At 60.4% G+C, this 15,215-nt stretch carries 13 protein-coding genes; 10 read left to right on the top strand and 3 right to left on the bottom strand.

All coding sequences use genetic code 11. The features are described from left to right. Positions 1-51: 51 nt before the first annotated feature. The 3 genes from ACWWD9_RS12100 to ACWWD9_RS12090 are packed head-to-tail and all read right to left on the bottom strand — an operon-like array spanning position 52 to position 2,846. On the bottom strand, positions 52-1,044 hold the full coding sequence (locus ACWWD9_RS12100; protein WP_455867154.1) for a FecR family protein: 993 nt from the start codon (positions 1,042-1,044) through the stop codon (positions 52-54). 2 nt (positions 1,045-1,046) lie between these two features. Then, positions 1,047-1,574: a sigma-70 family RNA polymerase sigma factor gene (locus ACWWD9_RS12095; RefSeq protein WP_013441242.1), complete on the bottom strand. Its 528-nt coding sequence runs from the start codon at positions 1,572-1,574 to the stop codon at positions 1,047-1,049. 12 nt (positions 1,575-1,586) lie between these two features. Beyond that, a complete protein-coding gene (locus ACWWD9_RS12090; protein ID WP_455867153.1) occupies positions 1,587-2,846 on the bottom strand; it encodes a PepSY-associated TM helix domain-containing protein in 1,260 nt (419 codons plus the stop codon). Between the two features lie 210 nt (positions 2,847-3,056). On the opposite strand from ACWWD9_RS12090, the gene ACWWD9_RS12085 reads away from it, so the two are divergent. The 10 genes from ACWWD9_RS12085 (at position 3,057) to ACWWD9_RS12040 (ending at position 15,132) form a co-directional block, all read left to right on the top strand. Beyond that, positions 3,057-3,581: a sigma-70 family RNA polymerase sigma factor gene (locus tag ACWWD9_RS12085; protein ID WP_015829337.1), complete on the top strand. Its 525-nt coding sequence runs from the start codon at positions 3,057-3,059 to the stop codon at positions 3,579-3,581. A gap of 13 nt (positions 3,582-3,594) precedes the next feature. Then, entirely contained in the window at positions 3,595-4,641 is a 1,047-nt protein-coding gene (locus tag ACWWD9_RS12080) for a FecR family protein (protein WP_455867152.1), read from the top strand. Between the two features lie 96 nt (positions 4,642-4,737). Further along, positions 4,738-7,221, top strand: coding sequence for a TonB-dependent siderophore receptor (locus ACWWD9_RS12075; RefSeq protein WP_455867151.1), 2,484 nt, complete (start codon positions 4,738-4,740; stop codon positions 7,219-7,221). A gap of 85 nt (positions 7,222-7,306) precedes the next feature. Then, positions 7,307-7,678: a DUF3649 domain-containing protein gene (locus tag ACWWD9_RS12070; protein ID WP_455867150.1), complete on the top strand. Its 372-nt coding sequence runs from the start codon at positions 7,307-7,309 to the stop codon at positions 7,676-7,678. Then, positions 7,675-9,321, top strand: a complete 1,647-nt coding sequence (locus ACWWD9_RS12065; RefSeq protein ID WP_455867149.1) for a PepSY-associated TM helix domain-containing protein — start codon at positions 7,675-7,677, stop codon at positions 9,319-9,321. Before ACWWD9_RS12070 ends, ACWWD9_RS12065 begins: the two co-directional genes overlap by 4 nt. Continuing rightward, complete coding sequence (locus ACWWD9_RS12060) at positions 9,318-9,680, top strand: DUF3325 domain-containing protein (RefSeq protein WP_455867148.1); 363 nt, start codon at positions 9,318-9,320, stop codon at positions 9,678-9,680. Before ACWWD9_RS12065 ends, ACWWD9_RS12060 begins: the two co-directional genes overlap by 4 nt. 74 nt (positions 9,681-9,754) lie before the next feature. After that, complete coding sequence (locus tag ACWWD9_RS12055; protein WP_455868159.1) at positions 9,755-10,399, top strand: hypothetical protein; 645 nt, start codon at positions 9,755-9,757, stop codon at positions 10,397-10,399. A gap of 82 nt (positions 10,400-10,481) precedes the next feature. Beyond that, complete coding sequence (locus ACWWD9_RS12050) at positions 10,482-11,645, top strand: efflux RND transporter periplasmic adaptor subunit (protein WP_455867147.1); 1,164 nt, start codon at positions 10,482-10,484, stop codon at positions 11,643-11,645. Then, positions 11,642-13,648, top strand: a complete 2,007-nt coding sequence (locus tag ACWWD9_RS12045) for a MacB family efflux pump subunit (RefSeq protein WP_455867146.1) — start codon at positions 11,642-11,644, stop codon at positions 13,646-13,648. Before ACWWD9_RS12050 ends, ACWWD9_RS12045 begins: the two co-directional genes overlap by 4 nt. Next, a complete protein-coding gene (locus tag ACWWD9_RS12040; protein WP_455867145.1) occupies positions 13,645-15,132 on the top strand; it encodes an efflux transporter outer membrane subunit in 1,488 nt (495 codons plus the stop codon). Before ACWWD9_RS12045 ends, ACWWD9_RS12040 begins: the two co-directional genes overlap by 4 nt. The last annotated feature ends 83 nt before the right edge of the window (positions 15,133-15,215 follow it).

The raw sequence follows: 15,215 nt of genomic DNA, 5'->3' as shown, positions 1-15,215 counted from the left end.
AAAATCGGGCAGTCAGGGGTATTTGTCCCCAATATAAATCTTGGTAAAACGCTACCGATCCGTCGCAGGCTCGCTGCCGGCACCGACCAGCACGATGTAGTTCGAGTAGCGCTGAATGCGGATGGGCAAGGCCTGTTGCAGGATGCTGAGCGCCTTGTCGCCATCATCGGTGGGCAATACTCCGGTAAAGCGGAAGCCTTGGGTATCTGTCCTCAGCTTGAGCAGGCCGGGGCGGTATTCCGCCAGTCGCGCAATCACGGCACTGAGCGGCGCATCTTCAAACACCAGCCGTTGCATGTGCCAGCTATCCGCCAGGGCAGGCGCGGGCATCAGGGTGTATGCCTGCTGGGCGTCAAAGCGCAGTTGTTCGCCTGCATATACCTTGCTGATGGTAGCTGAGTGGCGCGGCTTCACGGCTACCGTGGATTCCAGCACGGTGACGGTGCTGCTGTCGGCATCCTGCCGCACCAGATAACGCGTACCCAGGGCAGTGGCCGTGCCATCGCGATTTTCCACAATAAAGGGGCGCTGCTGCGGATCGTGCGCCACTTCGGCCAGCACTTCGCCCTCGGTCAGGCGTATGGTGCGGGTGTGGGCATCAAAGCGGATATCCACGGCGCTATGTGTATTCAGGGTGATGCGGCTGCCATCACTGAGGTTGATCTGGCGAATTTCGCCAGTCGATGTACGTTCATCTGCCAGCCAGTAGCGGGTGGTGGGCAGTTGCAGGCCGCCCAGCAGCAGCAAGGCACTCAGGGCGGTGCCGATCAGCGCTTTGCGCCTGCCCTTGCTGCGTTTTGGTTTCGCAGTATCGGCATGGTCCGCCAGGCTTTGCCACAGGGTTTGCATCTGACGAAATATCTCGGCGTGGCCAGGATGCTGCTGTTGCCATGCCTGGCAGGCCGTCTGCAATGCGGCACGCTGGGTGTCGCTTTCGGCCTCGGATAGCTGAATCAGCCATTCTGCTGCCTGCTGGCGTATCTCGGCCATGCTGGGCTGCGTCATCCCGGCGGAGGAGGCTGGCGTTGGCATGTCGTCGGGCATGATCAGGGCGCGCCGGGGTAGAGCCGGGCATGGCAATGCACCAGCGCCCGCGACAGATATTGCTTTACGCTGCTTTCCGAGACTTGCATGGTGGCGGCGATCTCGCGGTATCCCAGCCCATCGACACGGGCAAGCAGCAGGGCGCGCCGCGCTTTTTCATCCAGCTCTTCGCTCAGCATCAGCAATACCTGCGCCAGCAATTGCCGCGCCGAGCAGATGGTTTCCGGACTATGGCTGCTGTCATCGGCATTGAGCAGCGCCACGGCTTGCAGGGTTTCCTGCTCCACCTGCCGCTTGCGGAATTCATTGATCATCAGCCGGTTGGCCGTCACCAGCAGGTAAGCCCTGGGCTCGCGGATGTCGGGGATGTTGTCCAGCGCCAGCAGGCGGCTGAAGGTGTCGTGCGAAATATCCGCTGCATGGTGCGGGCAGCCCAGCTTCTTGCGCAGCCAGCCCATGAGCCAGCCCTGATGGTGGCGATAGAGCAGGCTTAGCCATTGATTGCGCAGATGAATCTGGGGGCTCAGCATGGTCGTGGCGGATTAATTCGCAGGGCTGGGCTTGGAGCCGTCGCGCTGCGCCAGTTGGCGCTTGCTTACGTCAGTGGACGCGGCGCGCTGACTTTGGTGCAGGCGCGACTTGCGCTTGCGTGCCCAGATAATGATGCCGGTGACGGAAAGCATGGTGACGACCACCCCCATCAGCGAGATCAGGATGCGCCCCGGCAAGCCGAGAATGCGGCCTGAATGCAGCGGGAACTGCGCCTGCATGAAGATATCGCCGGCACTGCCCGTGCCCGGTACGATGGCGCCCGCATATTCGCCAGTCTTGCCATCGAAATAGAGCCAGGGGTTGCCGAGCCCGCCATCGCCATGGTCATTGTCCGCTTCAAAGAATCCCACGCCATATACGCCAAATTGCGGCGACCAGAAAATGGCGCCGGGAGGGGCTTCCCAGCCGCGCTTTCGTGCCTCGCTGGTGGCACGATCCAGCACAGCCTGACGCGAGATGACCGGCGTCAGCGGTTTATCCAGCGGGCTGGGGGTGATGGTATCAAACGGGCTGGCAGTCAGCGGCGATATGCGGTTTACCAGCGGGCGCATGACTTCCGTACCCAGGTTCATCGAGATGGAGGTGACCGCCATGATCAGCAGCAAGCCCCAGACCCAGACGCCGCCGGAGCGGTGCAAATCAAAGTTGAGCGCATAGCCGCCCTTTTGCCAGCGAAACGCAAACGACTTGCGCCAGCTGGCGAGGTTGGGGAAGGAAATCCACAAGGCAATCAGGCTGTCTATGGTCCAGACGATGGCAATAATCCCCATGAACAACACGCCCAGCTCAAGATTGAAGCCATCGGGGATATGCAGGCTGTAATGCAGCTTGTACAAGAATGGCAGCAGGTTTTCCGGCGCCAGTGAAATCTCGCCCCACATGCGCTTGCCCTGTACCTCGCCGGTGTAGGGGTTCACCGCCATCTGGTTGAAGTCTGGCGTGTAGGGCTTGCCGGTGGCCGGGTTGAGCCGCGGCTGCACGAATAGCTGCAAGGCATGTCCGGCTTCTGTTGCCAGCGGCAGGTAGGTCACCTGGATGGACGGGTTGGCGGCCTCGATCTCGGCAGCCAATTGCAAGGATGGCTGCGGAATGCCATGCGCCGGAGCTTCTAACTCGAAAAGATGCGGATTCAGCGCCGCATCCAGTTCATGATCCCAGGAAATAACCGCGCCGGTAAGACCGGCAATAAACAGAAAAATCGCGGTGGCAAGGCCAAACCAGCGATGTAGCAGGGCAAGTGGTTTACGCATGAAGCATCCGGCAGTAACAATATTCAGGGGATATTATACATATCAAATACAAATCATTCTCATTTTGTGCTGAGCTATGATATTGCATGAAAGCAGAGCGGGATCATGTGCTTGCACGCAGGGACCTTATCCCGACTTTACGATTGAGCGGTTGTGGGATGTCGGCTTGTTTCATATAATGATAATTATTCTCAACTGTATGTGTCGGTCATGTCCCTGATTCTTTGTCCCCGTCGTCGCGATGTGGCGGAAATGCTTTATACCCAGCATCACAGCTGGCTACAGGGCTGGCTGCGCAAAAAGCTGGGCTGTGCGCATGGGGCGGCGGATATTGCACAGGATACGTTTTTGCGGCTGATGGCCTCGCGTGATCTGCTGCTGTTGCAGGAGCCGCGGGCTTTCCTGACGCGCACGGCAACCCGCTTGCTGATTGATGATGCGAGGCACAAGAAAATCGAAGCCCTGTATCTGGAAGAACTGGCGGCACAGCTGGAACAAGCCCATGCGCCAGACCCGGCAAAAATACTGGAAGCGGTGCGCGCACTGGCCTATCTCGTCTCGGTGCTGGAAACCCTGCCGCAGAAGCCGCGCGAGGCATTTCTGATGGCGCAGCTGGAAGAACTGGGGCATGACGAAATCGCCCGTCGCCTGTCGGTGTCCACCCGCATGGTGCGCAAGTACCTGGTGCAAGCGCTGGTGCATTGCCATGATGCGCTGGAGCAGGTGCAAGCATGAGCGAAACACTCGCATGAGCAACATCGCAGATCAGGGCGCAAAGCCAGCTGAAACGAGGTCTGCCGTGGTGCGTCAGGCAGCCGAGTGGCTGGTGCTGCTGGCCAGCCCGGAGGCCAGCGCGGCGGACGAGGCGGCGTTTAATGCCTGGGTGCAGGCAGATCCTGCCCATCTCAATGCCGTGGTTACCATGCGCGGCTTCGTCGGCAAGCTAAGTGCCGTGGCGAGCGATACTTCGCAACGCGCGGTTCTCCAGCAGGCGTTGCACAAACCGGCATCCGGCCGCGGCTGGCGTAACGCAGTCGCCGCGATGTTGCTGCTGGGCGCCATGCTGGGCAGCTGGCAGCTACTCAATCCATGGTCGGCCATGTTTGCCGATCTGAGTACCGAAACCGCCGAGTGGAAAAACGAAGTGCTGCCAGATCAATCGCACCTGGCTTTGGCCAGCGCTACGGCGGTGGATATCAACTTCAGTGCGCATGAGCGCAAGCTTGCGCTGCTCAAGGGCGAGATTCTGGTGGATATTGCGCCTGATCCAGAGCGTCCATTTATCGTGCAAACCCCACATGGCACCATGCGCGCCCTCGGCACGCGCTTTGTGGTGACGCTGACCGATAGCGGGACCACGCTGACCATGCTGCACTCCCGGGTCGAGGCCAAAACCGAGGCGCAAGACCAGACGCGCATAGTGAGTGCGGGCGAGCAGGTGGTGCTGTCGGCTGAACACATCAGCACTCCCGTGGCGATTGATGCGGAAAGTGTCGCCGCTGCGTGGAGTGCCCATCAGCTGATGGTGCAGGACCAGCCTATGGACCAGGTGCTCGACAGGCTGTGGCGCTACCGTCGCGGCATTGTCATGTATCGCACGGCCGATATGGAAGCCATGCATGTATCGGCCCTGCTGCCACTGGACGATACGGACCGGGCGCTGCAATTGCTGGCGAGCAGCTTCCCGCTGCGCATCCGCCATTTGACGCCCTGGCTGAGCTGGGTGGAGAAGGTGGAAAAGCCTCAGTCGGCAGCCAAGGTCAGCCAGGCCCCTGCGCAGGGTTCATCCAAATAACTGACAAAAAAACGGCAAGAAATGCAGCACATGCAGTTCCGCTTTTGCGGGTGACTACGTCATAGCTTGTGTAGACACCATCAAAAAGGGGAGCACATGAAGCAGTATCAGAAAAGTGGGAAAGGGCAGGCGCGCATGCCTGCAAAAGCGGCAGCGTGGACAAGATTAAAGCCCGCCTGTCTGGCGGTACATCTGGCCCTGGGTTCCATGCTTGCCATCTCGGCAAGCACCCAGGCAGCAGAAGTTGCGCAGAAGAGTTACCAGATTCCAGCGGGCAGTCTCGCCCAGGTATTGAACCGCTACGCGCAGCAGGCTGGCGTGCTGATTTCGTATGATGCCGGGCTGGTGAAAAACCTGAATTCGCCAGGCCTGCAAGGGCAATATGACGTGGACGCAGGCTTTGCCCGTTTGCTGGATGGCAGTGGCCTGCAGGTAAAGCGCAATGCCGCCGGCTACGTGCTGGAAGCCGCGCCCAAAGCCGCTGCGCCAGACTCGGCGGCAGTGCGTGATCAGACCCTGCCGGAAGTTGCCGTGGTCGCAAACGAGGAAAGAATGGCCGTCACCGAAAACACCGGCTCGTACACTACGGGCGAGACCAGCACCGCCACCCGGCTCGGTTTGTCCCTGCGCGAAACACCGCAGTCGGTGAGCGTGATCACGCGCCAGCAAATGGATGACCGCGCCTTGCTGGGCTTGTCAGATGTATTGCGCCAGACCACGGGCATCAGCGTCAACCAGAATGGCTCGGACGTCACCGATGGCGTGCAGTATTACTCGCGCGGCTTCGCGGTGGAAAATTACATGATAGACGGCATCCCGCTGTCGACCAGCGAAAGCTGGCAGTATCAGGTTTCCGACCTGGCATTTTATGACCGGGTAGAAGTGGTGCGGGGCGCGACTGGCCTGATGAGTGGCGTGGGCACGCCTTCCGCCGCCATCAATCTGGTGCGCAAGCGCCCGACCAAAGAGTTTCAGGCTTCGGTCACAGGCATGGCGGGCTCCTGGGATAACTTCCGTGGCGAAGCGGATGTTTCCGGATCGCTGAACGAAGATGGCAGCGTACGTGGCCGCATGGTGGGCGTGCGCCAGAGCAGCAATTCCTTTATCGACCGCATGAGCTCCGACAAGGAAATGTTCTACGGCATTCTGGAGGTTGACCTCACTCCCAGCCTGCTGTTTAGCGCCGGCCTGGAATATCAGAAATACACGTCCACTAGTGCCAGCCGTGCCGGTCTGCCCTTGTTCTTCAGCGATGGTAGCCGCACCAACTGGTCGCGTTCAGCCAATTCCTCTGCTTCGTGGGCCGATTTCAATCATGAGCAGCGCTCGTATTTTGCCTCGCTGGAAAAGCGTTTTGACAACGACTGGCTGGCCAAGGTGGTGGTCAACCAGCGCCGCAGCGATTACGACGCCCTGCTGGGCTATGCCATCTGGAAGACACCAAATACCGACGGCACCGGCATGGGCATGTACAAGGGCAGCTGGCTGGCCAAGCCCAAGCAGAACACTATCGATGTTTATGCCACTGGGCCATTTAGCCTGTTCGGACGCGAGCATGAGCTGGTGGTAGGTGTCACCGCCTCCAAAACCAGTTATCAGCGCACCACAAGCACTGGCTGGGCGCGTAGCGATATCGACAATATCTTTACCTGGAATGGCGATACGCCTGGCTACGACGGTATCCCGGTAACTGGTTCCGGTGCGTTTGACAGCCACGAATCCGGTGCCTACACCACGATGCGCCTCAAGCCCGTGGATGATCTTTCCATCATGATCGGCAGCCGTGTCAGCAACTGGAGCACGCGTAATTTCTCGTGGACCACCAGTGGCACGGAAAACCCCACCGATGCCCGCAGTGAAAGTGGCGTGGTAACGCCGTATGCCGGTGTGGTGTATGACCTTAACCGCACCTGGTCGGTGTATGCGAGCTATACCGATATTTTCAAGCCGCAAACCAATCGGGGTTCTGACGGTACTTTTCTGGATCCTCTGACCGGCAACAGCAAGGAAGCTGGCGTCAAAAGTGAATTCTTTAATCGCAAGCTCAACTTCAGCGCCGCTGTGTTTGAGATTCAGCAGGACAATCTGGCGCAGCTGATTCCCGGTGTCACGATTGACGGCAACTCAGTGTATCGCGCTGTATCCGGGACCAAGAGCCGCGGCTTTGAAGCCGAAGTCAGTGGCGAACTTCGCCCGGGTTGGCAAGTGGTGGCCGGTCTTTCGCATAGCCGCGCCAAGGATAAAGACGGCGAGCTGCTGAATACCTATGTTCCGCAGAACACCATCAAGCTGTTTACCACCTATCGCATGAGCGGTGTGCTGAACAAGCTGACGGTGGGCGGCGGCACCAACTGGCAGAGCAAGACCTACACCGATGGGCTGGGCCCGAATGGCGACCAGCGCTTCACGCAGGATGCCTATGCCGTGGTCGACCTGATGGCGCGCTATCAGGTGGATAGCCATCTGTCGGCTGCGCTCAATATCAACAACGTGTTCGACAAGTCCTATTACAGCACGACCAGCTCGAGCTATTTCGGTACACCGCGCAATGCCATGCTGACACTCAAGTATCAGTTCTGACACGCGTCGATTTGTGGTTTAACCCGTGACCGGTACATGAGTATTTTTCAGGTGCCGGCCTGTTTTTTTTGTAAAGGATGCATGCATGCAGGTGTATGACGAAGGCAATGAGATGAGTGACGCCGGGCTGGCGCCGCGCAAGTCCGCGCACGCGCCGCGTAAATCAGGCTCCGGCACATCCGCAACCAGCATGCGCTGGGCGGTGTTTTCCCGGGTGATGGCGGCGATTATCGGCGCCTATGTGCTGACGCTGCTGAGCATCGCCGTGCTGGCACTGGTATTGCCGATGTCGCGCGCGGAGTCAGTGTTGCTGTCCATGCTGTTGTCCTTCCTGATCTATGCCTGCGCTGTCCTTTGGGTGTTTGCCACGCGCAGTGCCTGGCGCGCATGGGTTGGCATGTTGCTGCCTTCGCTGCTGATGGCAGCGGGGCTGGGTGTGTGGTGGAGTGTGAGATGAAAGACGCGTTTAGAGCTTCTATGGCGTGGGTGCATACCTGGGCTGGCTTGCTGGTGTGCTGGGTGTTGCTGCTGATCTTTGCCGCAGGCACGGCCAGCTATTATCGCAACGAGATTACCTTGTGGATGCAGCCCGAGCTGCATGCCATTGCCCCCAGTCAGGATAGCCAGGCCCACATGGCCGAGCGGGCGGTGATCGCCCTGCAACAGCGCGCGCCCGATGCCAAGCAATGGTTTATCGGCTTTCCCAGTGAGCGCAGCCAGGGCCTGCAGATTTTCTGGGAAGACAAACTGCCGCCGGGGGTAGAGCCCACGCGTGAACGCTTTCACGATGTGATGCTGAATCCCGATACCGGCCTGCCGCTGGAGGTGCGCGAAACCAAGGGCGGCAATTTCTTCTACCGGCTGCATTTTGATCTGCATTACCTGCCGGTGACGCTGGCGCGCTGGATCGTCGGTTTTTGCGCCATGTTCATGCTGGTGGCGCTGATCACGGGTGTGATTATCCATCGCCGCATTTTCAAGGATTTTTTCACCTTCAGGCCTGGCAAGGGGCAGCGCTCGTGGCTGGATGCCCACAACATCACCGGCGTGCTGGCCCTGCCTTATCACCTGATGATTACCTACACCGGCCTCATGCTGCTGATGTACCTCTACATGCCCACGCCGATTGTGGTCGCCTACCAGGGCAATAACCAGGCATTTTTCGGCGAGCTGTTCCGCGAGGAGCCGGCGCCTGAGCCCAGTGGCCGAGCAGCAAAACTGACGTCCATCGGTAATCTTGTCGCACAGGCACAGCATATCTGGCGCGGCAGCGAGGGCGATGGCAGCCATGCAAAAGTCGACCACATGCATATCAACAATCCCAACGATGCTGCCGCCAGCGTCAGCATGGATAAAGCCGGGGATGGCGGCCTGATCGAGAGCGGCATGTCGCTCACCTTTGATGGTGTCAGCGGCAAGCTGCTGCATGAGGTGGATGCCGAGCAGCGCGCCGTGGTGCAGACTGCCACCGCCATGCGCAGCCTGCACGAGGCGAATTTTGCCCAGCCCTTGCTGCGTGCCCTGTTTTTTATCAGCGGTTTGGGTGGCTGCCTGATGATTGCCACGGGTGCAGTGCTGTGGACCGTAAAAAAGCGCCAGGCGCAAGCCAGGCGCTTGGCCAGTGGCCTGCCGCCAACCTGGGGCTTACGGCTGGTTGAGGGGCTGAACCTGGGCGTGATCGCGGGTCTTCCCATCGCCTTTGCCACGTTTTTCTGGGCGAACCGCATATTGCCGGTGGGGCTCGCGGCCCGCGACGAGTGGGAGATTCACTGTGTGTTTATCGCCTGGGCCGCCGTGCTGCTGCTGGCGCAGTGGCGACCGCGGCGGCATATGTGGCAGCTGATGCTCTGGCTGGGCGGCCTGATGTGGCTGGCGCTACCGGTGCTGAATGCCATGCTGACGCCGCAATCGGCCTTGTTGACCACCTTGCGGCAAGGCCCAGCGGCCGTAGCCGGCTTGGATATCACCGCCATGCTGCTGGGCGCGGCCATCTGTTTTGCCGCCTGGCGTACCGGCAAGGTGCGCAGCCAGTCAAGCAATCCTCGGCGCTCTGCACGGCCTGAACACAGACCCGAGCTGGCTGAAACGGAGGTGGCATGATGAAAGGCTCATGGCTTTATCTGGCAGTGTTTGCACTGGCGTATCTGGGGCTGGCAAGCCTGGCCTATGGCATGGAGCGTCACCACAAGCAGCTCACCCGCGCACACGGTTCTTCTGTGCTGGCGGCGCTGAAGCGCGTTACTCCAGTAGCGGCATGGGGCTGGCTGATTGCCGCCTTGTATCTGGCGATCAGCCTCGAAGGCGCCGGCCCCGGCAGTGTGCTGTGGCTGGGTAATCTCACGGCAGCGGCCATGATGCTGGCCTTGCTGCTGACCTATGCTCCGGGGCTGGCGCGCAGGCTCGCCATGGTCAGCCTGCCGCTGATCGTGCTCGGCATGCTAGTGGCTTGCTGGGCATAGATATGCACGTACCAAGTCTGGCAGCTTGTTTCAGGCTTGTTTTGGAAATTTCACACGGAAGGTAATTCATCTTGATGCACTCAACACACTCGCGTTTTGCTATTGCCCGCCTGGGCGCTTTGCTGTTGTCGACCCTGCTGTTCAGCCTGTCGGCGCATGCCGATTATGTCTGGCTGGAGCGCGATGGCGCCACGGCCCATGCCTATCTGGGCGAGCTGCAGCTGGATCGTCCTGCCGCCAGCGCCGAATTGCTGGGCGATGCCCGCGCCTTTATGGCGGATGGCAAATCGCTGGCGACCACCATGCGCGACAGCCATTACAGCATTGCCAATCTGCGCGAGGGTGGTGATCTGCGCTTTACTGCCAAGCGCCAGTCATCCAATGGCGGCCTGCTGTTTTACCAGGCCAAGGCCGGGCGTGAGGACACCAAGCCAGTGAATGATCTGGAACTGGTGCCGGACCAGGCGGGCGGCAATACCTTCCGCCTGTATTGGAAAAGCCGGCAGGTGCCTGCCGATCAGGTCAACGTCTACACCTCCGAAGGCTGGACGCGCAGCTTCAAGGCCGCCGCCGATGGCAGCGTGACCATCACCACGCCGTTCCCCGGCCGCTATGTGCTGGAAGTGACGGCCAAGGTCAATGGCACGGTGGAACTGGACGGCAAAAAGTACGATGACGTGCGCCATGTGGCGACCGTGAGTTTTGTCGTCGCAAAATAAACGCGTAAACGCAGTACCCATTTCGCTTGCTCATCCGTCATAGAAAGTAAGAGCCGAAAAAATCGGCGAAAAGGTGGATAAGATGAAGAAGCAAACATATGGATGGGGACTGCTGGTCTTGGGGATAGTGCTGACCGGCGCCCTGGTCTGGACCATGCGCGACACCGTAGAGCGCGATACGCAGGCCGTGAGCAAGGGGGACATCGAGATCAATGTCAGCGCACTTGGCACCTTGCAGCCGCGCAGTTATGTTGATGTTGGCGCCCAGGTGTCGGGGCAGATACGCCGCATACACGTAGCCCCCGGCAGCCATGTGGAAAAAGGCGAGTTGCTGATCGAGATAGACCCCAGCATTCAGCAGGCGGTGGTTGATAGCGATCGTGCCACGCTGGCCGCCCTCAAGGCGCAACTGATGGAAAGCCAGGCCCAAAGCGAGCTGGCCGGGCAGCAGCATCGCCGCCAGCAGCAGCTGGCAAAAGACGATGCCACGCGAGAAGAAGATGTACAGACCGCCCTTGCCAGCTGGCGTGCTGCTGAAGCCCGGGTAGACAATCTGCGTGCGCAGATTGATGGCGCCCAGTCTACGCTAAAGGGCCATGAAGCCCAGCTGGGCTACACCCGCATTTATGCGCCTATGGCCGGTACCGTGGTATCGCTGGAGGCGCGTGAAGGGCAAACCCTGAATGCCACTTACCAGACCCCCATGATCCTGCGCATTGCCGACCTCAGCAGCATGACGGTCTGGGCAGAAGTCTCCGAAGTGGATGTCACGCGCGTCAAACCCGGCATGCCGGTGTATTTCACCCGCCTGGGTACCGAGCAGCGCCGTTGGCAGGGCAAGGTGCGGCAAGTGCTGCCCGCGCCACCCACTGCCGCCGGGCAAGGGCAGAGCAGTGAAACCAAACCCGCCGCCTCATCCGTGGGTAAAGTGGTGACCTACACCGTACTGTTTGATGTGACGAATGCTGATGGTGACCTGATGCCGCAAATGACGGCGCAGGTATTTTTTGTGGTGTCGCAGGCGCTGGACGTGGTAATGGCGCCCATGCAGGCCCTGCATATCAAGACGCCCGGCATGTATGAAGCGCGTGTGCTGAACAAGGCGGGCAAGATTGAAGTGCGTGAGGTGCGCATCGGCCTGCAGGACCGCATTCATGGTGAAGTCCTCCAAGGTTTGCAGCCTGGCGATCAGGTGGTGACAAGTGAACGCAATATCAGCCACTGGGCCGAGAGGTTTCAGTGGTGAGTGAGGCCATTCCGCTGATTGAGCTGCGCGCCATCCGCAAGTGCTATGGCGGTGGCGATACGCCGGAAGTTGAGGTGTTGCGTGGCATCTCGCTCAGTATTCATGCGGGCGAATTCGTGGCCATCGTCGGCGCTTCAGGCTCGGGAAAATCGACGCTAATGAATCTGCTGGGCTGCCTGGATCGGCCGACCTGCGGCGAATACCTGTTCGCCGGGCTCGATGTTGCCGGGCTGGGAGCGGATGCCCTGGCCTGGTTGCGCCGCGAAGCCTTTGGCTTTGTGTTTCAGGGCTATCACCTGATCCCCACCGAATCCGCCCGCGAAAATGTGGAAATGCCTGCCATTTATGCCGGCTTGCCCGATGCCGAGCGCGCAGCGCGTGCCATCAGCCTGTTGCAACGGCTGGGCTTGGGCGACCGCCTGGACCACAGGCCCAGCCAGCTTTCTGGCGGTCAGCAACAGCGGGTGTCGATTGCGCGCGCGCTGATGAATGGCGGCCGCATCATTCTGGCGGATGAGCCCACCGGTGCGCTGGATAGCCGCAGCGGCGAAGAAGTCATGGCTTTGCTCAATGCACTGGCCGATGCCGGACATACCATTCTGCTGATTACGCATGATCGTGAAGTCGCCGCGCAGGCCAGACGCATCATCGAAGTGCGCGATGGGCAGGTGGTGGCGGATTCCCAAGCTTCTGGCCGTGACGAGAACTCCGTATCGCCTTCCATTGTGAATGCCACCCCCGCTGCAGCTTCCTTGCTGGGCTCACCCCAGCAACTGGTCGCCGCCATGCAGCAAGGCAGCACCGCCTCCCCGGTATTCTGGAGCGATCTGCGCGAGGCCTGCCGCGCCGCCTGGCGCGTGATGACCATCAACCGCTTTCGCACGGCGCTCACCTTGCTCGGCATTGTGATTGGCGTGGCGGCGGTGATCGTCATGCTGGCGGTGGGCAATGGCGCCAAGCGCAACATCCTGTCGCAGATTTCCATGTTCGGCTCCAAGAATCTTTACCTGGAGCCGCAAGGCGAAAGCGCGCTGCAAAACGGCGGGCGCATCTCGCTGGATGACGTCGCTGCTGTGCGCGAGATTCCCAATGTGCTGGCCGCCATGCCGTATCTCGAAGGCTTTTATACTGCGCGCTATGACAACCGGGATTTCCGTACCGAAATTGGCGGCGTCACGGTGGAGTTTCCACTGACCATCAACTGGAACGTGGCGCGTGGCAGCTTTTTTAACACCACCGATGAAAACAGCATGGCAAAAGTCGTGCTGCTGGGCACCAGTGTAAAAAAAGCCTTGTTCCCGGATGAGGTGGACCCGCTCGGCAAATATGTGCTGCTGAACAATATTCCGTTTCAGGTGATCGGCCTGTTGGCAGAAAAAGGCGCGGGCCGCGGGCAGCAGGACGAAGACAATCGCGTGGTGATTCCATATTCCACCGCCAGCAGCCAGATTTTCGGCAGCCCTTACCCCAACTGGGTCGCCATTACGCTGGATGATCCGGCGCTGATGCATGAAACCGAGCAGGCGGTGGATCAGCTCATGATGGCGCGGCACCATATCAAGGATTATCGCCTGTTCAATGCCGCCTCGTTCATCAAGGGCCAGGCCAAAGCCAGCGATACCATGTCCTTGCTGCTGGGGCTGATTGCGGTGGTTTCGTTGCTGGTGGGCGGCATAGGCATCATGAACATCATGCTGATGACGGTGCGTGAGCGCACGCGTGAAATCGGCATCCGCATGGCTACCGGCGCCCGTCAGCGCGACATCATGCGACAGTTTCTCACCGAGGCCATGCTGGTCTCGCTGGTGGGCGGTGCGGTGGGCGTGCTGCTGGGCCTGTTGATCGGGGCGGTGCTGGTGGTGGCTGGCGTGCCTATCATATTTTCAATAAGTGCCATTCTGGGGGCCTTTGGCTCTGCCATGCTGGCGGGCCTGATTTTTGGCTACACGCCTGCCAAAAAGGCGGCGCAGCTGGACCCGGTAGTGGCATTGGCGAGCGAATGATGCAATTTTCTGATCTGGATGTACCTATGAATGCGGTTGGTGCGGGGGCAGCTCGCCTGGCTGGCGTATCAAATCTGTTGGCGATCTCAAAGCGCTGGCGCTTGCTTGGCGGCATGATGGGCATTGTGGCCGCCAGTTTGAGTGCATGTTCTAGCACGCCGCTGCAACCCTTGCCTGGCACATCGGTGCCTGATCGCTGGCAATACGCGACGGGGAGTGTGGCTGCCGATGCCGTCTCGCAGCAATGGTGGCAAAGTTTTGGCAGTGATGAGCTGGACCAGCTGCTGACCCGTGCCCAGCGCGACAGCTTTGATGTGCAAGCGGCTGCCGCACGCGTGGAGCAGGCCGTGGCGCAGGCGCGGATTGCCGGTGCGCCTTTGTTGCCTGAGCTTAACCTTGGCGTCAACGCCAGTCGGCAGGATTATCTGGATAGTCATCGTAACGCGGATGGTTCCAGCCACACCGTGGCGCTGGCCGCGAGTTATGAAGTGGATTTCTGGGGCCGCAACCGGGCACTGCGCGACCGTGCGCGCTATCAGCTGCAATCCAGCCATCATGATCTCGACACCGTGCAGCTGACACTGACCAGTGGCGTGGCACGTCTTTACCTGCAAGTGCTGGGCCTGGCCGAGCGCCTGTCGATTGCCGAACTGAATGTGGCGAATGCCAGCCGGGTGCTGGAAGTGGTGGAAGCGCGTTATCGCGCCGGGGCGGCAACGGCGCTGGAGGTGGCCCAGCAGCGTGGCTTGCTCGCCAGCCAGCAACGCACGCTGGAAACCCTGCGCCAGCAGCTGGCGGATGGCAAAACCGCGCTGGCGGTGCTGATCGGGCTGCCACCGGCGGAGCTGGTGATCAGTGGCCAAGGCCTGCAGGGCGTACAAACGCCGCAGATTACGCCGGGCCTGCCTGCGCAACTGCTGGTACGGCGGCCGGATATTGCCCGCGCCGAGGCCGCACTGGCGGCGGCCGATGCCAATACCATTGCCGCCCGCGCCGCCATGTTGCCGCGTGTGCAGCTCACCGGCAGCCTGGGGCTGGGCGGCGAGCAATGGAGTGACATGCTGGCCCATCCGATCTACAGCGTGGCGGCTGCGCTGACTGCGCCGGTATTCAACGCCGGTCGGCTGGCGGCTGGCCGTGATCTGGCGCTGGCGCAGCGCACCGAGCTGTTGCAAAACTACCGTGCAGCGATTGTGGCGGCGTTTGGCGATGTGGAAACCGCGCTCAATGCCGTGCAGGCGATTGAGCAGCAGCGGCGCTGGCAAAGCGAAGAGCTGGCCCAGGCCGAGCGCGCGTTTCGCCTGGCAGAAACCCGCTACCGGGCTGGTGCCGATACCCTGCTGACCATGCTGGATGCCCAGCGCACCTGGTATAGCGCGCAGGATCAAGCCGTGCAGCTCACGCTGGCCAACTTGCAAGGGCGCGTTGCCTTGTTCAAGGCCCTGGGCGGCGGCTGGCAGCTCACACCTGCGTCCGCCTCGTGATTCAGCTATTGAATAAGGGCAGTATTCACGGCAAAGCCTTGGGATGACGGGCTGCCTGTGTCACAATTCCATCTGAAACAATT

The organism is Methylovorus sp. SPW-M1, assembly GCF_053848825.1.
Note: the sequence above shows the minus strand (reverse complement) of the source record. Positions and strands in the feature narration are given on the sequence as shown.